20 protein-coding genes are annotated in these 20,275 nt (G+C 69.2%); 17 read left to right on the top strand and 3 right to left on the bottom strand.

Annotated features, from left to right (window positions below; all coding sequences use genetic code 11):
- Window positions 1-134 precede the first annotated feature (134 nt).
- From hrcA to KB201_RS20040, 14 genes are all read left to right on the top strand, one after another.
- Window positions 135-1,169, top strand: coding sequence for a heat-inducible transcriptional repressor HrcA (gene hrcA, locus KB201_RS19975; RefSeq protein ID WP_055475525.1), 1,035 nt, complete (start codon window positions 135-137; stop codon window positions 1,167-1,169).
- A gap of 166 nt (window positions 1,170-1,335) precedes the next feature.
- On the top strand, window positions 1,336-2,505 hold the full coding sequence (dnaJ, locus tag KB201_RS19980) for a molecular chaperone DnaJ (RefSeq protein WP_058252082.1): 1,170 nt from the start codon (window positions 1,336-1,338) through the stop codon (window positions 2,503-2,505).
- Window positions 2,506-2,568: 63 nt separating this feature from the next.
- Window positions 2,569-3,318, top strand: a complete 750-nt coding sequence (locus KB201_RS19985) for a 16S rRNA (uracil(1498)-N(3))-methyltransferase (RefSeq protein ID WP_211540211.1) — start codon at window positions 2,569-2,571, stop codon at window positions 3,316-3,318.
- Window positions 3,315-4,094: a S9 family peptidase gene (locus KB201_RS19990; RefSeq protein WP_055475524.1), complete on the top strand. Its 780-nt coding sequence runs from the start codon at window positions 3,315-3,317 to the stop codon at window positions 4,092-4,094. The genes KB201_RS19985 and KB201_RS19990 overlap by 4 nt, the downstream gene beginning before the upstream one ends.
- A 138-nt stretch (window positions 4,095-4,232) precedes the next feature.
- The gene (locus tag KB201_RS19995; protein ID WP_055475523.1) at window positions 4,233-5,315 is read left to right on the top strand and encodes a PhoH family protein; all 1,083 of its coding nucleotides are present in this window, start codon (window positions 4,233-4,235) and stop codon (window positions 5,313-5,315) included.
- Window positions 5,312-5,914, top strand: a complete 603-nt coding sequence (ybeY, locus tag KB201_RS20000) for an rRNA maturation RNase YbeY (RefSeq protein WP_055475477.1) — start codon at window positions 5,312-5,314, stop codon at window positions 5,912-5,914. The genes KB201_RS19995 and ybeY overlap by 4 nt, the downstream gene beginning before the upstream one ends.
- Window positions 5,911-7,335, top strand: a complete 1,425-nt coding sequence (locus KB201_RS20005) for a hemolysin family protein (protein WP_211540196.1) — start codon at window positions 5,911-5,913, stop codon at window positions 7,333-7,335. The genes ybeY and KB201_RS20005 overlap by 4 nt, the downstream gene beginning before the upstream one ends.
- Complete coding sequence (locus KB201_RS20010; RefSeq protein WP_078112894.1) at window positions 7,332-7,676, top strand: hypothetical protein; 345 nt, start codon at window positions 7,332-7,334, stop codon at window positions 7,674-7,676. The genes KB201_RS20005 and KB201_RS20010 overlap by 4 nt, the downstream gene beginning before the upstream one ends.
- Window positions 7,669-8,580 carry a GTPase Era gene (gene era, locus KB201_RS20015; protein ID WP_211540198.1) on the top strand — a complete coding sequence of 304 codons (912 nt, stop codon included), beginning with the start codon at window positions 7,669-7,671 and terminating at the stop codon, window positions 8,578-8,580. The genes KB201_RS20010 and era overlap by 8 nt, the downstream gene beginning before the upstream one ends.
- Window positions 8,581-8,636: 56 nt before the next feature.
- Entirely contained in the window at window positions 8,637-10,049 is a 1,413-nt protein-coding gene (locus KB201_RS20020; RefSeq protein WP_211540199.1) for a YhgE/Pip domain-containing protein, read from the top strand.
- 55 nt (window positions 10,050-10,104) lie between these two features.
- Window positions 10,105-11,964 carry a pyruvate kinase gene (locus KB201_RS20025; RefSeq protein WP_211540200.1) on the top strand — a complete coding sequence of 620 codons (1,860 nt, stop codon included), beginning with the start codon at window positions 10,105-10,107 and terminating at the stop codon, window positions 11,962-11,964.
- Between the two features lie 54 nt (window positions 11,965-12,018).
- Entirely contained in the window at window positions 12,019-12,822 is an 804-nt protein-coding gene (gene recO / locus KB201_RS20030; RefSeq protein WP_055475472.1) for a DNA repair protein RecO, read from the top strand.
- Window positions 12,803-13,624: an isoprenyl transferase gene (locus KB201_RS20035; protein ID WP_165629860.1), complete on the top strand. Its 822-nt coding sequence runs from the start codon at window positions 12,803-12,805 to the stop codon at window positions 13,622-13,624. The genes recO and KB201_RS20035 overlap by 20 nt, the downstream gene beginning before the upstream one ends.
- Window positions 13,621-14,031 carry a hypothetical protein gene (locus KB201_RS20040; protein ID WP_068970366.1) on the top strand — a complete coding sequence of 137 codons (411 nt, stop codon included), beginning with the start codon at window positions 13,621-13,623 and terminating at the stop codon, window positions 14,029-14,031. The genes KB201_RS20035 and KB201_RS20040 overlap by 4 nt, the downstream gene beginning before the upstream one ends.
- A 289-nt stretch (window positions 14,032-14,320) precedes the next feature.
- Here KB201_RS20040 and KB201_RS20045 read toward each other — a convergent pair whose 3' ends face one another.
- The 3 genes from KB201_RS20045 to KB201_RS20055 all read right to left on the bottom strand — a co-directional run bounded on the left by KB201_RS20045 (window position 14,321) and on the right by KB201_RS20055 (window position 16,746).
- Window positions 14,321-14,749: a Fur family transcriptional regulator gene (locus tag KB201_RS20045; protein ID WP_211540201.1), complete on the bottom strand. Its 429-nt coding sequence runs from the start codon at window positions 14,747-14,749 to the stop codon at window positions 14,321-14,323.
- Window positions 14,746-15,120 (bottom strand): helix-turn-helix transcriptional regulator, encoded by a 375-nt coding sequence (locus KB201_RS20050; RefSeq protein ID WP_065631461.1) that lies wholly within the window; start codon window positions 15,118-15,120, stop codon window positions 14,746-14,748. The genes KB201_RS20045 and KB201_RS20050 overlap by 4 nt, the downstream gene beginning before the upstream one ends.
- 87 nt (window positions 15,121-15,207) lie before the next feature.
- Entirely contained in the window at window positions 15,208-16,746 is a 1,539-nt protein-coding gene (locus tag KB201_RS20055; RefSeq protein ID WP_211540202.1) for a M28 family peptidase, read from the bottom strand.
- Window positions 16,747-16,939: 193 nt separating this feature from the next.
- Between KB201_RS20055 and KB201_RS20060 the strand changes: the two genes are divergently transcribed.
- From KB201_RS20060 to KB201_RS20070, 3 genes are all read left to right on the top strand, one after another.
- Window positions 16,940-18,325, top strand: coding sequence for a glycine--tRNA ligase (locus KB201_RS20060; RefSeq protein ID WP_004023004.1), 1,386 nt, complete (start codon window positions 16,940-16,942; stop codon window positions 18,323-18,325).
- A 136-nt stretch (window positions 18,326-18,461) separates the two neighbouring features.
- Entirely contained in the window at window positions 18,462-18,947 is a 486-nt protein-coding gene (locus tag KB201_RS20065; RefSeq protein ID WP_058252071.1) for a cold-shock protein, read from the top strand.
- Entirely contained in the window at window positions 18,940-20,256 is a 1,317-nt protein-coding gene (locus KB201_RS20070) for a deoxyguanosinetriphosphate triphosphohydrolase (protein WP_211540203.1), read from the top strand. Before KB201_RS20065 ends, KB201_RS20070 begins: the two co-directional genes overlap by 8 nt.
- The last annotated feature ends 19 nt before the right edge of the window (window positions 20,257-20,275 follow it).

Consider the following 20,275-nt stretch of genomic DNA (forward strand, 5'->3'; position numbering starts at 1 on the left):
CGATTGCTGATCTGCGACGACGCGTCGACGGTCAGTGCGCGACACCGCGCCGTGGCACGGTGATCGCGATCCCATTTCGTACTATGGAACGCACCCAACTGTATGGCAGGGACCCGAGTCAGGAGGTGTGCCGCGTGTCTACCACCGATGATCGTCGCTTCGAGATCTTGCGTGCGATCGTGACCGACTACGTCGACACGCAGGAACCGATCGGTTCGAAAGCGCTCGTGGAGCGACACCAGCTGGGGGTGTCGAGTGCCACCGTCCGCAACGACATGGCGGTCCTGGAGGCAGAGGGATACATCACCCAGCCGCACACCAGCTCCGGCCGGGTGCCCACCGACAAGGGCTACCGGATGTTCGTCGACCGGATCAGCGAGATCAAGCCGCTGTCGGCCGCCGAGCGCCGGGCGATCCTCTCGGTGCTCGACTCCGGCGTCGACCTCGACGACGTGCTCCGGCGCTCGGTGCGGCTCCTCGCCCAGCTGACGAGACAGGTCGCGGTCATCCAGTACCCGGTGCTGTCGGCGGCGACCGTGCGTCACCTCGAGGTCGTCACCCTGTCGCCGTCGCGCCTGCTGCTGGTCGTCATCGTCGACAACGGCCGGGTCGAACAGCGCATGGTGGCGCTGAGCGAAGACCACGATGAGGACGAGATCGCCCGGTTGCGCGATCTGTTCTCGGCCGCACTGCACGGCAAACGGCTCGAAGCCGCGTCGGCCGCGGTCGCCGAGCTCGCCAACTCCGCGCCCGAGGATCTGCGCGGTGCGGTGCTCAACATCGCCACCGTGCTGGTGGAGACCCTCGTCGAACGCGGTGACGACCGGCTGGTGCTGGGCGGCACGTCGAACCTCGCGCGGTCGGCGGCCGACTTCACCCCGGTCGTCGGCGGGATGGACACCGTTCTCGAAGCCCTCGAGGAGCAGGTGGTGGTGCTCAAGATCTTGGCGACGACCCAGGACATGGGCCAGGTCACGGTGCAGATCGGCGAGGAGACCCGGACCGAGAACCTGCGTGGGACCTCGGTCGTGTCGACAGGGTACGGTGCTTCGGGAACCGTGTTCGGCGGCGTCGGTGTGCTCGGCCCCACACGGATGGACTATCCGGGAACCATCGCCTCGGTGGCGGCCGTTGCCAAGTACATCGGCGAGGTGCTCGCCGAACGATGATCGCTGTTTCTCCATGATCGCTGTCGGGCACACCGCAGCGTCGACGGCGGCCGCTCGCGACACCGAGCCGGGACGACGGTGGGGACGGCCGGTCCATCCGCGCGTCGCGCGATCGTGAGAGCACCCGCCGCCAGGCACCAACTGAGACCGAAGGATCACTACAACCGTGGCACGTGACTACTACGCAATCCTGGGAGTGGCGAAGGGCGCCAGTGATCAGGAGCTCAAGCGCGCCTACCGCAAGAAGGCGCGGGAGCTGCACCCCGACGTCAACCCGGGCAAAGAAGACGAGTTCAAAGAGGTCAGCACCGCTTACGAGGTGCTGACCGATCCGGAGAAGCGTCGCATCGTCGACGCCGGCGGCGATCCGCTGGCCGGCGCCGGTGCGGGCGGCTTCGGCGGTTTCGGTGGCGGCGGCGGGGGATTCGGCGACGTCTTCGAGGCGTTCTTCGGCAACGGCGGTGCCTTCGGCGGCGGTGGCGGGGGCTTCGGCTCGGGCCGCGGACCCAAGTCCCGTGTCCAGCCGGGTGAGCCGGCGCTGGTGAACGTGACCCTGGATCTCGCCGAGTGCGCCAAGGGGGTCGCCAAGGAGATCACCGTCGACACCGCGATCCTCTGCGACGTGTGTACCGGCTCGGGAACCAACGGCGACAGCAAGCCGGTCACCTGCGACATCTGCAAGGGCGCCGGGGAGATCCAGTCGGTGCAGCGCTCCTTCCTCGGGCAGGTCATGACCGTGCGCGAGTGCCCGACCTGCCACGGCGTCGGCGAGGTCATCCCCGACCCCTGCCACAAGTGCGGCGGCGACGGACGCTACCGCTCGCGACGCACGATGACCGTGCGCATCCCGGCCGGAATCGAGAACGGCATGCGGGTTCGCCTCACCGGTCAGGGTGAGGTGGGTCTCGGCGGCGGCCCCGCCGGCGATCTGTACGTAGAGGTCTCCGAACGGCCGCACGAGGTGTTCCTGCGCGACAAGGACGACCTGCACTGCACCGTCAAGGTCCCGATGGCCGACGCCGCGCTCGGCGCCGAGTTCGAGGTGGAGACGATTCTCGGCGACCCGGTCACCGTGACGGTCGCGCCCGGCACGCAGCCGGGCCAGATCGTGAAGCTGCGCGGGCAGGGCATGCCGCACGTCAGCTCCGGTGTGCGCGGCACCATGCACGTCCACCTCGACGTCGTCGTACCGACCAGACTCGATGCGGCGCAGACCGAAGCACTGAAGAAGTACCGCAAGATCGCCGCCGACGAGATCGAGGTCGTCAACACCTCGGCGGCCGCGGCGCCCGGCGGTCTCTTCTCGCGGCTGCGCAACGCGTTCGCCGGGAAGTAGGCATCTGGTGTCCGCGGCGGCGATCTCCGAGTGGATGTGCGCGTTCGGGACGGCGGGTACGCGGTGAGTCCACCGCTGTTCTGGGCGGACTCCGTGCCCGCGCCCGGCGCTGACCTGATCCTGAGCGGCGCCGAGGGTCGTCATGCGGTCACCGTCGCCCGGCTGGGCGTCGGCGAACGGATCCTCGTCGGCGACGGCGCCGGCTCGGTCGGCGGTTGCGAGATCCGGGAGATCACCGCCAAGGACACACTGGTGGCGACCGTCCACGACCTCGCGTTCGAGGCTCGCTCGACCCCGCAGGTGACCGTGGTGCAGGCGCTCCCGAAGTCGGAGCGGTCCGAGCTCGCGGTCGACCTCGCCACCGAGGCCGGCGCCGACGTCATCGTGCCGTGGCAGGCGCTGCGGTGCGTGTCGCGGTGGACGGGCAAGGCGGACAAGGGCGTTGCCAAATGGCGGGCCGCGGCCTCGGCAGCTGCCAAACAAAGCCGTCGACCATGGATTCCGGAGATCACCGACCTCGCGACCACCATCGACGTCCGGGCCCGCTGCGCGGACGTCGTGGCGCGGGGAGGGGTCGTCGCCGTCCTGCACGAGGAAGCCGCGCAACCCCTGGCCCGGCTACCCCTCGCCGACGCCACCGAGATCCTGCTCGTGGTCGGGCCCGAGGGCGGACTCGATGCCGGCGAGGTCGCCGACCTGACCGCGCTCGGTGCGCACTCGGTCGTGCTCGGCCCCGAGGTGTTGCGTACGTCGACGGCCGCCGCGGTGGCCCTCGGCGCGATCGGGGTGCTCACCCGCCGGTGGGCCCGATGAGTGTCGTCGGACGCCGTCCGGTGCGTCGGACCAAGATCGAATACGGCTCTGCGCCTTCCCAATTCGGGCACCTGTACGTGCCTTCCGAGGGGCTCGGCGCCGCGACGCCGACGCGGCTCGTGGTGCTCGTCCACGGCGGGTCCTGGTCTGTCGAGTTCGGGTCGACGACCCAGACCGCGATCGCCCGGATGCTCGCCGAACGCGGGGCGGCGGTGTGGAACATCGAGTACCGCCGGGTGGGCGAAGAGGGCGGCGGGTGGCCGAACACCGGCCGGGATGTCCTCGACGCGCTCGGTGCCCTGGACGGTCCCGTCCGTGACCTGCTCCCGCCCGGCGCTGTCGACTTCGCCTCGACCGCGGTCGTCGGGCATTCCGCGGGTGGTCAGCTCGCGGTCTGGGCCGTCGGTCAGCTCGGAGCCCGGACCGCCACGGCCACCATCACCACCGTGATCGCCCAGGCGGCCGTGCTCGACACCGTCGGTGCAGCGGACCGGGAGTCGGTGCGGGCGTTCATGGGTCGGCCGTTCAGCGAGTCGCCGCGCCGCTACTCCGACGCCTCACCACTGCTGGCACCGGTGGTCGACGCCCACGTCGTCGCGATCCACGGCGACGCCGATGACCTGATCCCGGTCGAGTCCAGCCGCCGGTACGTCGACGCCGCGATCGCACGCGGACAGTCCGCCGAACTCATCGTCGTCCCCGGTGAGGGGCACGACGCCTTCGTCGAACCGCGCAGCGTCGGCACGCGACAGACGATCCGCGTGCTCGGGATCTGACGGAAATATTGCCTGCTGATCGGCTGTTGCACCGCGATACACTGACCACACCCCTGCCGCCGCGACCGCGTCGGCCGGGGGCGCCGCATCCAGAACCGAACATCCATCCGGACCAGAACACCAGGAGTGATTTCATACGTGAGTGACGACAACCCCGACCAGAGCGGGCAATCCAGCCGTACGCAGCCGCGCCGGTCTGGGGTCACATCCACTGTCGAAGTCTCTCCCGGAGTCGTGTTCGGGCTGCTCGGCGCGAGTGACGTCAACCTGCGTACCCTCGAGCAGCTCCTGCCCGCCGACATCCACGTCCGCGGCAACCAGGTGACATTGACCGGTGAACCCGCCGAGGTAGCCGCGTCCGAGCGCGTCATCGCCGAACTCGTCGACCTCGTCGGGCGCGGAACCCCGCTGACACCAGATCTCGTCCGGCACAGCGTCTCGATGCTGTCCGATGGCACCGAGGAATCGCCCGCCGATGTGCTGTCACTGGACATCCTGTCGCGCCGCGGCAAGACGATTCGGCCCAAGACACTCAACCAGAAGCACTATGTCGACGCGATCGACGAGCACACCATCGTGTTCGGACTGGGCCCGGCCGGCACCGGCAAGACCTATCTGGCGATGGCCAAGGCCGTGCAGGCGCTGCAGTCGAAGTCGGTCAACCGCATCATCCTGACGCGGCCGGCGGTCGAGGCCGGCGAACGTCTCGGCTTCCTGCCGGGCACGCTGAGCGAGAAGATCGACCCGTACCTGCGCCCGCTGTACGACGCGCTGCACGACATGATGGACCCCGACGCGATCCCGAAGCTGATGGCGGCCGGGGTCATCGAGGTCGCGCCGCTGGCCTATATGCGCGGCCGCACCCTGAACGACGCGTTCATCATCCTCGACGAGGCGCAGAACACCACGAGCGAGCAGATGAAGATGTTCCTCACGCGCCTCGGTTTCGGTTCCAAGGTCGTCGTGACCGGTGACGTCACCCAGGTGGACCTGCCCGGCGGCGCCCGCAGCGGTCTCCTCGCCGCGTCGGAGATCCTCGAGGGCATCGACGACATCCACTTCGCCCGCCTCACCAGCCAGGACGTGGTCCGGCACCGCCTGGTCGCCGACATCGTCGACGCCTACGGGCGGGCCGAGGAGGCGCAGCGGGGTCTGCCCAACACGGCCATCGGCGGCAATCGCGCCGCACGCCGGGCAGCGGCGCAGGGTCGTCGCTCATGAGCATCGAACTGGCCAACGAATCCGGGGTCGAGGTCCCGGCCGAGTTGATCATCGACGCCGCGCGTTTCGCGGTCACCGCGATGGACGTGAACCCGGCCGCGTTGCTGTCGGTGCTGTGTGTCGACGAGGACACCATGGCCGACATGCACGTCCAGTGGATGGACCTGCCGGGCCCGACCGATGTCATGAGTTTCCCGATGGACGAACTGGTGCCCGGCGGGCGGCCGGATGCGACCGACCCGGGCCCGGCGATTCTCGGGGACATCGTGCTGTGCCCGGACTTCGCCCGGAAACAGGCGCGCGAGGCCAAGCGGTCCTTCGAGCACGAGCTCGCCATGCTGACCATCCACGGAGTGCTCCACCTTCTCGGCTACGACCATGCCGAGCCGGAGGAGGAGCGCGAGATGTTCGGACTGCAGAACCGCATCCTCGACGCGTTCTACGCCGACCGTCACCGTCGCGCCCAGGAGCAGCGACAGACCGACCGCGATTCCCGGCTGCTGTCCAACATCGGGTTCACCGGAGCCGAGGGAGATTCACCGACCCCCGGTGCCCAGTCGGTGCCCGAGCAGTCGCGGTCCGAGGAGGACCGAGGGTGACCTCCGACTACTGGTTCATCGTGGCGGCAGTCGTGTTGATCGTGGTGGGCGGCGTCTTCGCGGCCGTCGACACCGCGGTGTCGACGGTGTCGAACGCCCGGGTCGACGACATGGTCCGGGAAGGGCGCGCCGGTGCGCGCCGCCTGGCGGGCATCCTCGAGGCGCGTGCGACCTATGTCGGCCTCGTGGTGCTGCTCCGAGTCGTGTGCGAGGCCGCGGCGGTCGCGCTCGTCGCGGTCGCCGCGACGCAGCTGATCGGCGTCGGCGGGGGACTGGCGGTGGCCATCGCCGCCATGACGGTCGTCTCGTACGTCGCCGTCGGCGTCGGCCCCCGCACGCTCGGCCGGCAGCACGCGTACACGATCGCGCTGTCGTCGTCGTACCTGTTGTTCGCGCTCGGCGTGCTGCTCAAACCGCTGACCCGGCTGTTGATCCTGATCGGCAACGCCCTCACCCCGGGTCGCGGGTTCCGCAACGGTCCGTTCGCCACCGAGGTCGAGTTGCGCGAGGTCGTCGACCTCGCCGAGGCCTCGGGCGTCGTCGCGGCCGACGAGCGCCGGATGATCCAGTCGGTCTTCGACCTCGGCGACACCAGTGCCCGCGAGGTGATGGTCCCGCGCCCGGAGATGGTGTGGATCGAGGCCGACAAGACCGCGCTGCAGGCCACGAGTCTCGCGACGCGGTCCGGACATTCGCGGATCCCGGTGATCGGGGAGAACACCGACGACGTCCTGGGCATTGTGTACCTCAAGGATCTGGTGGCGCGCACGGTCGCCCAGCGGATCGATCCCACGACCCTCCGCGTGGTCGACGTGATGCGCGAGGCCGAGTTCATCCCCGACTCCAAGCCACTGGACCGGGTCCTCGCCGACATGCAGCGAGAGCGCAACCACATGGCGATGCTCGTCGACGAGTACGGCGGCATCGCCGGGCTGGTGACCATCGAGGACGTGCTGGAGGAGATCGTCGGCGAGATCACCGACGAGTACGACATCGACGAGCTCGCACCGGTCGAAGACCTGGGCGACGGGTCGTACCGGGTGTCGGCACGACTGCCGGTGGAGGATCTCGGCGAGCTGTTCGGCGTCGAGATCGCCGAGGAAGAGGTCGAGACGGTCGGCGGACTCGTGGGTCTGGAACTGGGGCGGGTGCCACTGCCCGGCGCCCGGGTGGAGTCGCACGGGCTGCAGCTGGTGGCCGAGGGTGGGCCCAATCGCCAAGGGCGCCAACGCATCATCACGGTGCTGGTCACCCGGGTCCCCGACGCGGACGAGGATTCCCGACGCGACGAGCACGGCGGGCAGTCGAGTCGATCGCAGGGAGGTGGCGAGCGCACCACGGGCAGCGCCCACGACGACCAGGACACGGACACCGCCGGCCAGGAGCGCGCAGGCGAGTCGAGAGCAAGGATGAACCAGTGACCGAGACCCTCTCCGACGAGGATCGCAAGCTCGTGGTGCTCGCCCGAGGTGCGCTGGCGCGCGCCGAGTCGCCCTCGGGCGCGGCGGTCCGGGACGGCGACGGTCGCACCTACGCCGGGGCCGACGTGCGGACCCGCTCGCTGACCCTCACCGGACTCCAGGTCGCGGTGGCGTCGGCGATCTCGAGCGGCGCCCGCTCCTTCGAGGCGGCGGTCGTCGTCAACGGTGACGCCGGCGACCCGGGCCTGGACACCCTGCACGAGCTGAGCCCGGAGGCCTATGCGGTCCTCACCGACACCGCGGGTCGTCCTCAGCAGCGGCTGGGGCGCGCGGATGCCTGAGTTCCGTTCGGGCTTCGTCTGTTTCGTGGGCCGGCCCAACACCGGCAAATCCACGCTCACCAACGCCCTGGTCGGCGAGAAGATCGCGATCACCTCGAATCGTCCGCAGACCACCCGCCACACCATCCGCGGGATCGTCAACCGGCCCGACGCCCAGCTGATCCTCGTCGACACCCCGGGCCTGCACCGACCGCGCACCCTGCTGGGTCAGCGCCTGAACGACCTCGTCCGCGACACCTACTCCGAGGTCGACGTGATCGGAGTCTGCATACCGGCCGACGAGGCCATCGGTCCGGGTGACCGGTGGATCATCTCGCAGGTCCGCGAGATGGCGCCGCGCACGACGATCGTCGGGGTGGTCACCAAGATCGACCGGGTCGGGCCGGAGCAGGTCGCCAAACAGCTGCTCGCGCTGTCGCAGGTACTCGGGCCGGACTCGGACGTGGTTCCGGTGTCGGCGAAGTCGGGCAAGCAGCTCGACGTGCTGTCCGACGTGCTCGTGAGCCTCATGGAGGAAGGCCCTGCGTTCTACCCGGACGGCGAACTCACCGACGAACCCGAACAGGTGCTGATGGCGGAGTTCATCCGCGAGGCCGCGCTCGAGGGGGTGCACGACGAGCTGCCGCACTCGCTGGCCGTCGTCATCGAGGAGGTCATCGATCGTGAGGACCGCGACCCCGACCTACCGCCGATGGTCGATGTCCACGCCGTGTTGTTCGTCGAACGCGACAGCCAGAAGGGCATCATCATCGGCCGCAAGGGCGCGCGTCTGAAGGAGGTCGGTACAGTTGCCCGCGCACAGATCGAGCGGCTGCTGGGCACCAAGGTGTACCTGGATCTGCACGTGAAGGTCGCCAAGGACTGGCAACGCGACCCCAAGCAGTTGCGTCGATTGGGTTTCTAGCAGCGTGTTCCTGACGGCCTGGCGCCGGCAGGGGCAGCCTGCGGGGAGGTACGCCGATGGGAACGCACGAATCGCCACAACAGCCGGGGGACGATACCGGTAGGGGAGCGCACGAGGCGCCCGACACCGACCAGCCGACCGGTCGCACGATCGCCGGCGTCCTCGGATCGCCGCGTTTCTGGCTGGCACCGTTGGCTCTCGTCGCGGTGATGTTCTCGCTGATGGCCGCGCTGTACATGGCGGCGGTGGTCGACCCGCAGCGTCACCTCCACGACTTCCCCGTCGCCCTGGTGCAGGAGGACGCGGGTGGTGAGGTGCAGAACGCCGACGGACAGTCCACGCCGCAGAACTTCGGCGACCAGGTCGCCGAGGGCATCATCTCCTCGGCGGCGCAGAATGGGATCGTCGTGACCCGCACCGACCGCTCGACCGCGCTGTCCGAACTCAACAGCGGCAAGGTGTACGGCGTCATCGTCGTCGGGTCCAATTTCACGAATCGGGCGGTCGCACTGGGCCGGTCGACGGTCCTCACCGCCGAACCGGCGAAACCGACCATCGACATCTTCATCAACCGGGGCTCCGGGGCGTTCGCGTCGTCGATCACCACCACCCTCGCCGATCAGGTCCGTGAACGGGTCAACGAGCAGGTGGGCGCGCAGCTGACCGAACAGGTCCGTACCCAGCTCGAGCGCAACGACATCACCTTCACCGGCGCGGCGCAGCTCGCGCTCGCGAGCCCGGTGGCCGTCGAGGTGTCCGAGCCGACCCCGCTTCCGGAGGGTGCGGGCAATGGATTGTCGGCGTTCTACCTGACCCTGCTGCTCGTGCTCGCCGGCTTCACCGGGGCGATGATGGTCAGCATCGTGGTCGACGGCATGCTCGGCCAGACCCCCATCGAGTACGGGCCGTTCTATCAGCTGCGCGAGCGGCTCGCGATCAGCCGGTGGGCGACGCTCGCGGCGAAGTGGACGATCATGTTCCTGGTCGCGGTGGTGCTCTCGACCTTGTTCATCGCCGTCGGCGCGATGGTCGGGACGTCGATCCCGAACGGCTTCGTGCTCTGGATGCTCTCGGTCCTCGGCATCTTCGCCGTCGGCGTGAGCGCGAGCGCGATGATGGCGGTGTTCGGCAACCCCGGTCTGCTGTTCAATCTGCTCTTCTTCGTGGTGTTCGGCCTGCCGTCGTCGGGCGGGACGCTACCGCTGGAGGCGAGTCCGCGCCTCTTCGAGTGGATCGCCGCGATCGAGCCGATGCACGTGATCTACCTCGGTGTGCGTGCGGTCCTGTACTTCGACGCCGACCTGTCGGCGGGGTTGGGCCGGTCGATCATCCAGTGCCTCATCGGCTTGCTCGTCGGCGTGCTCCTCGGTCTGCTCGGCACCAAGTTCTACGACCGCAAGGGCTGGCACCGATATCCGGGTGGGATGACGCTGCCGCCGAAGCTGGACAAGATCGTCAACGCCGGCTGACACGGGCGGCGCCGCCTCGCCCCGACCGTTCACCTGGGTCTGACACGGTGGCCGGATGGGTACCCCCGTCGTCATGTCGATCCCCGAATTGTCCTCGGCCCTGCACGAACTGCGCGACGACCTCGACCGCGCCGAGGAGCAGGCCGAATCGCTCATCGCCGCGGTCGCCGACCAGCACCGGGACAGCGCCCGCAACCTCGTGCACTACGTCGCGGTGCGACGCCGCGATCTGCGTCCGCTGCAGGAGTCGATGTCCGCGCACGGACTGTCGAGTCTCGGCCGGATGGAGTCGATCGTCTACTCGTGGATCGAGACGGTGATCGAAACGGTGGACGCCTTGGCCGAAGGTCGCACCCGGCATCCGATCTGGGGTGACCTCGCGGGCGGGGTGCGGACCCTGACGCGTAATCGCGACCGGCTCCTCGGGCGCGTGCACCCCGGTGGCGGCGATGACGCCATCGCCGACGGACCCGGTGACGAGCACGGCGAGCGGGCCACCCGTGTGATGGTCACGATGCCGACCCAGGCCGCCGACGACCCCGACCTCGTCCGCGCCATGGGTGCCGCCGGAATGGACGTCGCGCGGGTGAACTGCGCACACGACGGCCCGGCCGAATGGGCGCGGATGATCGAGTCGGTGCGTGCTCTACCCGGCCGGGTGCGGGTGGCCATGGATCTCGCCGGTCCGAAGTTGCGCACCGGCCCGCTCGAACCGGGACCGAAGGTGATCAAGGTCAAACCGGTCCGCGCCGACGATGGCACCGTCGAACGGCGGTCGCGGGTGCGGCTCAGTGCCGCACCGTTCGACCCCGGCGCACGCCTGCCCGACGGCATCGACGCGGTCATCCCGGTACGCGCACTCGCCGACGTCGTGCAGGGAGACCGGTTGCGCCTACGGGACGCTCGTGGTCGCCGACGGCGACTCGAGGTGGTCGCGGTGTCCGAGGCGGGGATCGACGTCGAATGCGATCGCACCGTCTACTACGAGACGGGTACGCCGATCGGGTTGTCGGGCTCTGCCGACGCCGCTCCGATCGTCGTCGACGATCTGCCCGAGAAGCGTCAGCATCTGCTCGTGCGCACCGGTGACGAGATCCGGTTGCAGCGCGACCTCACGCCGACACCGGCGACCCGGACCGGGCCGCATCGGATCGGATGCGAGCTCGGGGACGCCTTCGACGACGTCGAGGCGGGCCATCGGGTGTTGTTCGACGACGGCAAGATCGCCGGGCGAGTGCGGGAGAAGCTCGACGGCGAGATCGTGGTCGACGTCGAGCGTGCCGCGCCGGACGGGACGAAACTCCGCGCCGAGAAGGGCATCAACCTCCCGGACACGACACTGCACATCCCGGCGCTCACCGCGTCGGACCGCGATGACCTCGAGTTCGTCGCGGCACATGCCGACATGGTGAACTGCTCGTTCGTCCGGTCGCCGGAGGACGTGGCCGACCTCATCGGCGAACTGAACCGTCGCGGTGCGTCCGATGTGGGCATCGTGCTGAAGATCGAGACCCGGGCGGCCTTCGAGTCGCTCCCGCAGATGCTGCTCGAGGCGATGCGCTGGGACGCGGTCGGGGTCATGATCGCCCGCGGCGACCTCGCCGTCGAGGTAGGGTTCGGCCGGCTCGCCGAAGTGCAGGAGGAGATCCTCTGGCTGTGTGAGGCAGCGCATGTGCCGGTCATCTGGGCGACGCAGGTGCTCGACGGACTCGCCAAGAAGGGCGTGCCGTCCCGGGCCGAGGTCACCGACGCCGCGATGAGCCGGCGTGCGGAGGGTGTGATGCTGAACAAGGGGCCCTACATCGTCGAGGCCATCGAGGCGCTGACGTCGATCCTCGACCGGATGGGTGGTCACGTCGAGAAGAAGCGCTCGCTGCTGCGGCCGCTGACCTCGTTCGACATCGATCCGGGGTAGGCCGGCGGGCATGTCGGGGCACGTCGTGTCGGCACCCGGTGGGAGAATGTCCCGGTGAGGTTCTACCGGGATGAGGCCGTCGTGCTGCGCCAGCACAAGCTGGGCGAAGCCGACCGCATCATCACGCTGCTCACCGCCGAGCACGGTCTCGTGCGCGCGGTCGCCAAGGGCGTGCGGCGGACGCGGTCGAAGTTCGGCGCCCGGCTCGAACCCTTCGCTCACATCGACGTACATCTGTACCCCGGCCGCAGCCTCGACGTGGTCACCCAGGTCCACAGCCTGCACGCCTTCGCCGACGCCATCGTCGCCGACTACGGGCGCTACACCACGGCCTGCGCGGTCCTCGAGACCGCAGAGCGGCTCGCGGGTGAGGAACGAGCGCCCACCCGTCAGCTGCACCGGCTGACGGTCGGGGCGTTGGCCGCGCTGGCCGACGACCGCCGGCCGCGAGAACTGATCCTCGACGCCTACCTGCTGCGCGCGATGTACAGCGCGGGCTGGATGCCGGCGCTCGAGGAGTGCGCGCGGTGCGCGACACCCGGTCCTCACCGCGCTTTCCACGTCGCCGCCGGCGGCGCCGTCTGTCTGCCGTGCCGGCCACCCGGATCGGCGACCCCCTCGCCCGGCGTGCTCGACCTCATGGAAGCCCTGTTCCGCGGTCGGTGGGATGAGGTCGTCGACGCCACGCCGTCGCTGCGTCGACAGGCCAGCGGACTCACCGCCGCGCATCTGCAGTGGCATCTGGAACGCCAGCTCCGAACCCTGCCGCTGATCGAACGCACCGCCCCTCATAGGCTGATGGAGACGGGTGTGGACACGGGCGTGAGGAGGGTCGACGATGGCGTTGCGGCCGGGTAGTTCGGCGAAGGGACGCAAGGCCGCGAGCGTCCGGACGGATGTCCGTCCCCCCGATCCACATCCGAGCGGTGCCCGGCCCCCGGCGATCCCCGCGGAGTTCGTGCCCAAGCACGTGGCGCTGGTGATGGACGGGAACGGGCGCTGGGCCACCGATCGCGGGCTCCCGCGCACCGAGGGGCACAAGCGCGGTGAGGCCGTGTTGATGGACACCGTCTGCGGCTGTATCGAATTGGGGGTCGGCTGGCTCTCCGCCTACGCGTTCTCCACCGAGAACTGGTCGCGCAGCCCCGACGAGGTGAAGTTCCTCATGGGCTTCAACCGCGACGTCATCCGCCGTCGACGCGATGAGATGCACGAGATGGGCGTCCGGGTGCGCTGGGCCGGACGCCGACCCCGGTTGTGGCGCAGCGTGATCCGGGAACTCGAGATCGCCGAGGAGATGACCCGGGACAACACCGTGATGACGCTCACGATGTGCGTCAATTACGGCGGTCGTGCCGAGATCGCCGACGCCGCACGGGAGATCGCGCGACGTGCGGCGCGCGGCGAGATCGACCCGGAGCGCATCTCGGAGTCGACCTTCGCGCGGTACCTCGACGAGCCGGACATGCCCGACGTCGACCTGTTCCTGCGTCCGTCGGGGGAGCAGCGGATCTCGAACTTCCTGCTGTGGCAGTCGGCGTACGCCGAGATGGTCTACCAGGAGAAACTCTTCCCGGACTTCGATCGGCGTGACCTGTGGGCGGCCTGTCTCGAATACGCCTCGCGCGACCGGCGATTCGGCGGGGTGAAGCCGTCGTGACCGACGCCGCCGCGCTCCTCGACCGGACCGCGCAGATCGTCGCCGAACTCGGTCCCGTCGACCGACCCGACGCCGACTCCCTCGTCGTGCAGGTCGGTCCGACGCGTGCCTCCATCCGCGTGCTCACGCTGGCCGACGGGCTCGACGTACTGGCCCTGACGCAGATGGTCGCGATGGACCTGCCCAACACCCCGACGCTCCGGGACGACGTCGAGGCGTGCGCCGCTCAGCTCAGCTTCGGCAGCCTCCGACGCTCCGACCGTGCGGGGGTCACCACAGATGTGCTGCAGTACTACACGTTTCCGGCGAGCCAGCTCGACGACGTGCCGCTGCTGACGGTCCTGCACATCGTCCTCGCCGCCGGTGTCGACGCCGCCGAACGGCTGGTGGGCCCGGCTTCTGCCTGAGTCTGGCGACATCGGATCCCGCTCCCTGAGGACTGAGAAGCGTTGAGCACGACCAATGCTCCCTGAGGCGTTGAGCGCGACCTATGCTCCCTGAGGACTGAAGAGCGTTGAGCACGACCAATGCTCCCTGAGGCGTTGAGCGTGACCAATGCTCCCTGAGGTGCGAGCGAAGCGAGCCACGAAGGGCCGCAACGTGTCTCGCCAGGACCCTTCGTGGCTCGTCGCTTTCGCTCCTCGCACCTCAGGGAGCAGTAGTTTGCGGTTTTTCGGATCAGGGGGCGCTGAAAGCTCAGTCGTTCTCGGCGGTTCGGCAGTCCCCACAGCGCCCGAAGACCTCGACGGTGTGGTTGATGTCGGTGAAGCCGTGCTGGGCGGCGATCTTCGCGGCCCAGCGTTCGACCGGTTCGGCCTGGACCTCGACGGTGGTGCCGCACTCCCGGCAGACGAGGTGGTGGTGGTGTCCCGACGAGCAGTGGCGGTAGCGGGTCTCACCGGAGCCGTCCCACAGGACATCGATCTGCCCGGCCTGGCTCAGTGCCTGCAGATTGCGGTACACCGTCGTCAGGCCGATGGATTCGCCCCGGGCCTTGAGGATCTCGTGGAGTTCCTGCGCGGAGCAGAAGTCCTCGGTGCCGGCCAGGGCGTCGGCGATCGCAGCGCGTTGGCGCGTCGACCGGATGCCGGTGACCGGCTGCGGCCCCGATGCGACGCCACTCATTCGTTCACCGCCCGGGACGCATCGGACGGCACGGCGCGGCCGTCGGTGGTCTCGTTCGCGTGGATCAGCGCATCGCCGACGATGTGCGCGACGTGGTCGTCGAGGAGTTCGTAGGTGATCTCGCGGCCGTTGCGCTGGCCTCGCACCACACCGGCGTCCTTGAGCACGCGCAGGTGCTGGCTGACCAGTGGCTGACTCAAGCCCAGGTGCCCGACGAGTTCGTGGACGCACTGCACCCGCTCCCGCAGGGACAGCACGATGGCGACGCGAGTGGGGGAGGCGAGGGCGCGCAGGAGGTCGGCGGCGGCTTCCCGCGCCGCGGCATCGGCCGCTTCGATCGGTCCGGGCCCGTCCAACGGTTGCGTCGACATCACGCTCCTCCTCGCCTGGCTCGCGCCACTGATCCGGCCATTCTATCGGAAATGGTTTTCAATCCGTGTCACCGGTGTCGCCGCTGGTCAGCCCTCGTCTGCACGTCGGCGCTCGGCCGGCGGCGGGACCCCGTCCGCACCTGCGGTCGACAACGCGTAGGTCGCGACCGCGGACGCGACCGCAGCCGAGTTGACGGCCAGCAGGTCGGTGTTCAGGTTGTCGAGGGTGTCGCGTGCGGTGTGGTAGTCGGGGTCGAAGGGTTCTCCGGCCCGGCCGCCCCACATCTCCGCCTGCGCTTCGTCCTTCTTTGTTTCCGCGCCGGTGAACACCCCGCCGGAGGGGATGCCCACCGCGATGAACGGGCCGTAATCGGAACGGCCGTCGAAGTCGTCGGGGGCGAGGGGGATGCCGCGATCGGCGTAGAACTTCTCGAAGGTCCGCTCGATGCCCCCGGAGCCGTCCGGGCCGGGGCCGGCTCCCTGACGCTCGGAGTCGTCGCCGTCGTAGGTGAAGTACCCGCCGTTGGGTGAGGCGAGCATGTCGAAGTTCAGGTAGAGGGCCACTGCCGTACGCGCGGCCGGGTCGAGTCCCCGGACGTACTCGGTGGAACCCACGAGCCCGTCCTCCTCCGCGCCCCAGAACGCGAATCGCACGCGGTGCGGGACCCGCGGCGACGACCCGAGTCGCAGAGCCGTCTCGAGCGCGGCCGCGGAGCCGCTGGCGTTGTCGTTCATGCCGGGTCCCTCGGCGACGCTGTCGAGGTGTGCCCCGGCCATGACGACGTCGTCGCCGGTGCCCGTCCGGGTCTCGGCGATCAGGTTTCGCGTGGTGATGCCGGTGGTCTTCGCCTCGACCGCAAGCGCGACCGATCGCGCCGACCGCACCCGATCGGCGTCGTCGCCCGCGATGCCGAGGACCGGGATCCCCGGGCGGTCGTCCGGCCCCAGGGTGGCGCCGGTGAGCGGGCCGGGTTCGTTGTTGACCATGACGACCCCGACCGCGCCGGCCGACTCGGCGTTCCGTGCCTTGTCGGCGAAGGTGCAGGTACCTCGGGTGATGACGGCGATCGCGCCACGCGTCGTGGCCGGAAAGTCGGTGCTCGCGCATCCGAGGCCGTTGACGGCAACCGGGGCCCCGGTGACCGGGGTGTCGCCGGTTCCGGCCGAATACTCGACGACGCGGGTGGCGACCTTCAGGCCGTCGGCGGTGAGGCTGACCGGACCGGCGTCGAAGCGCTCGTACTCGACGGGCGGCGTCGTCACGTCGAAGCCCGCCGTGCGGAGGAGCCCGGCGACGTAGTCCAGCGAGGCGTCGTACCCGGGTGTGCCGGCCGCGCGGTTGCCGCCGTTGTTGGCGGCGATCTGGGCCAGTGCGCGAACGTGCGCCATCACGTTGTCAAGGGTTACGGCCTCGGCCAGCGCGGCCGGGGTGACCTCGTCGATCGGCGGTTCGGGAGAGGGCGTCGACACCGGCGCCGACGAGGGTCGCTGGGGCTCGGCGGACTGCTCGGCCGCGCACCCCACGGCCAGTGCCAGTGTCAGTGCGAGGCCGGCCGAGGCGAGGACCGGCCGACGCCCGCGGGCCGATGGGGGGACGCCGACGCGTCGTCGTATGCGAACGATCACCCTGCCACTCTGGCAGTTTCCGTCCGTGCATGTGGGTCCGACGGGTGCACCGTTGCCGGTGGTTTCGGGAAACGGCACACGTGCTCGGTAGTCTGTACGCGTTGCCGCCCGCATCTGGTGGATGCACGTCGAGCACCGAGCGTCAGCACGACCGTCCCAGCCGAACACCTCAACCCGTGGAGAGCAGTTAACCGTGGCCGCCCAGTCCAATGTGGAATCCGTCGTCAACCTCGCCAAGCGCCGGGGCCTGGTGTACCAGTGCGGTGAGATCTACGGCGGTACCAAATCGGCGTGGGACTACGGCCCGCTCGGCGTCGAACTGAAGGAGAACATCAAGCGGCAGTGGTGGCGCACGATGGTCATCAGCCGCGAGGACGTCGTCGGCCTCGACTCGTCGGTCATCCTGCCGCGTCAGGTGTGGGAGGCCTCGGGCCACGTCGAGGTGTTCACCGACCCGCTCGTCGAGTCGCTGCACACCCACAAGCGCTACCGCGCCGACCATCTCATCGAGGCCTACGAGGCCAAGCACGGGCACCCGCCGGCCAACGGTCTGGCCGACATCAACGACCCGGAGACCGGGCAGCCCGGCAACTGGACCGAACCCAAGGCGTTCAGCGGTCTGATGAAGACGTTCCTCGGGCCTGTCGACGACGAAGAGGGTCTGCACTACCTGCGTCCCGAGACCGCGCAGGGCATCTTCGTGAACTTCAAGAACGTGATGACCACCGCGCGCAAGAAGCCGCCGTTCGGCATCGCGCAGATCGGCAAGAGCTTCCGCAACGAGATCACACCGGGCAACTTCATCTTCCGCACCCGTGAGTTCGAGCAGATGGAGATGGAGTTCTTCGTCAAGCCGGGCGAGGACGAGGAATGGCACCAGTACTGGATCGACCAGCGCTTCGACTGGTACGTCAACCTGGGCATCGACCCGGAGAACCTGCGGCTCTACGACCACCCGAAGGAGAAGTTGTCGCACTACTCCAAGCGGACCGTGGACGTGGAGTACAAGTTCGGGTTCACCGGCAACCCGTGGGGTGAGCTCGAGGGTGTCGCCAACCGGACCGACTACGACCTGTCCACCCACAGCAAGCACTCGGGGGAGGACCTGTCGTTCTTCGACCAGGCGTCGGGTGAGCGCTACACCCCGTTCGTCATCGAGCCGGCGGCCGGCCTGACCCGCTCGCTGATGGCCTTCCTGTGTGACGCCTACACCGAGGAGGAGGTGCCGAACGCGAAGGGCGGCACCGACACTCGGACGGTGCTGCGGCTCGACCGCCGGCTGGCCCCGATCAAGGTCGCCGTGCTGCCGCTCTCGCGCAACGAGAAGCTCTCGCCGAAAGCCCGCGACCTCGCCGCCGAACTCCGCAAGCACTGGAACGTCGAGTTCGACGACGCACAGGGCATCGGCAAGCGGTACCGCCGGCAGGACGAGATCGGCACGCCGTTCTGCGTGACGGTCGACTTCGACACCCTCGACGACCAGGCCGTCACGGTGCGCGAACGGGACACCATGAGCCAGGAGCGGGTTGCGCTCGACAAGGTCGCCGAGTATCTCGGCGGCAAGCTGCTCGGCGCCTGATCCTGCTCCCGGCCGCGCGGGCCGGGTGTTCACGATTCCGCCTGACCTGCGGATGTCTGTCACAATCGATGACGAGTTGTCGCGTGGAGTAGGGCATGGGGTCCGTCGTGCGCGCGACGAGAGAGTGAGTGGAGTCGTGTCTGTCAGCGGGAAAGTCGTTCATTACGACGCGAATCGGGGATTCGGGTTCTTGGCGCCGGAATCGGGCGGCGCCGATGTGTTCCTCCACATCAACGACATCGACATCGACGAGAACTCGTTGAAACCGGGTGCCAAGGTGTCCTTCGACATCGAGGAGACCGACCGCGGTTCCAAGGCCGTCAACGTCGCGGTGACCGAGGCCGCGCCGGCCGACGACACCGCCGGCGCACGGGCGCACCGCCGCGACGAGCACCACGGCCGCGACCGTGATCGTGGGGACCGGGGCGACCGCGGACGTCACGACGACCGCGGCAGTCGTCGTCCGCGCGGCGGGGGCGGCTCGCTGGATGCCGCCGCGTTCACCGAAGAGCTCACCGAGCTGCTCCTCGACGCCGACGGCGCCCTCACGGCTCGTCAGATCGTGGCGATCAGGCAGCGGGTCACCGACTTCGCCGTCGCCCGGGGCTGGGTGCTTGACTAGCACCCGACAGGGTCCCGAGACGGTCGGGCATGTGCTCCCGACGGTGGCAACCTACGGCGACGAGGCCGTCGAGCGGTTCGTGCCCGAGGGCGCCAAGGTCGCGAGCCTGCCCGGCACCCGGACCGACCATCGAAGCGACTTCGCGCGGGACCGTGCGCGGGTCCTGCACTCGGCCGCCCTGCGCAGGCTGGCCGACAAGACGCAGGTCGTCGGTCCGCGCGAGGGCGACACGCCCCGTACCCGGCTCACACATTCGCTCGAGGTCGGGCAGATCGGCCGGGGGATCGCCATCGGTCTCGGCGCCGAACCCGACCTTGTCGAACTCGCCGGACTCGCCCACGACATCGGGCATCCGCCCTACGGACACAACGGCGAACGCGCGCTCGACGAGGTGGCGGCGGACCACGGTGGTTTCGAGGGCAACGCCCAGAACCTGCGCATCCTGACGCGGCTCGAACCCAAGCTGCTCGATGCCGACGGGCGCAGCGCCGGCCTCAACCTCACCCGCGCGTCGTTGGACGCGACCCTGAAGTATCCGTGGACCCGACGCACACCCGGAGGTAAGTTCGGCGCCTACGACGACGATGCCGCCATGCTGGCGTGGATTCGTCGTGACGTGCCCGGTACCCGACAGTGCGTCGAGGCGCAGATCATGGACTGGTCCGACGACGTGGCGTACTCCGTGCACGACCTCGAGGACGGCGTCATCGGTGGCCGGATCGACCTGCGGACCCTCGGCGATCCGCAGGACCAACGCGCGCTCGCCGACATCGGCGCCAAGGAATTCCCGGGTCTCGACCCCGAGGCCCTCGTCGACGCCGCCGCCCGCCTGCACCGCATGGACATCGTGCGGTCGGTGGGTGTCTTCGACGGCACGCTCGACTCCTACGTCGCGCTCAAGAGGTTGACGAGTGAGTTCATCGGCCGCTTCGCGTCGGCCGCGATCACCGGCACCCGCGAGGTGGTCGGCGACCGGCCGGTCTCGCGCTACGACGCCGACCTCGAGGTGCCGGAACTCATCGCCGCCGAGGTGTCGATGCTCAAGACCCTGGCACTGCGCTTCATCTTCTCCAACGAGCGGCACAAGGCGACGCAGCGTCGCCAGCGGGAACGCATCCACCGGGTCGCGAACTGGTTCGCCGAGGCGGCGCCAGGGGGCCTGGACCCGATCTTCGTGCCGTGGTGGAACGCCGCGTCCGACGATGCCGCCCGCATGCGCGTCATCGTCGACCAGATCGCGTCCATGACCGAAGGCCGGCTCGAGCGCACCGACAAGCACAATTCGGGGGCCCAGGCGCATCTGGGGTAGGCCGGGCGTGGTCGACGAG

This window comes from Gordonia sp. SCSIO 19800 (assembly GCF_018132775.1).
Classification (GTDB): Bacteria; Actinomycetota; Actinomycetes; order Mycobacteriales; family Mycobacteriaceae; genus Gordonia; species Gordonia hongkongensis.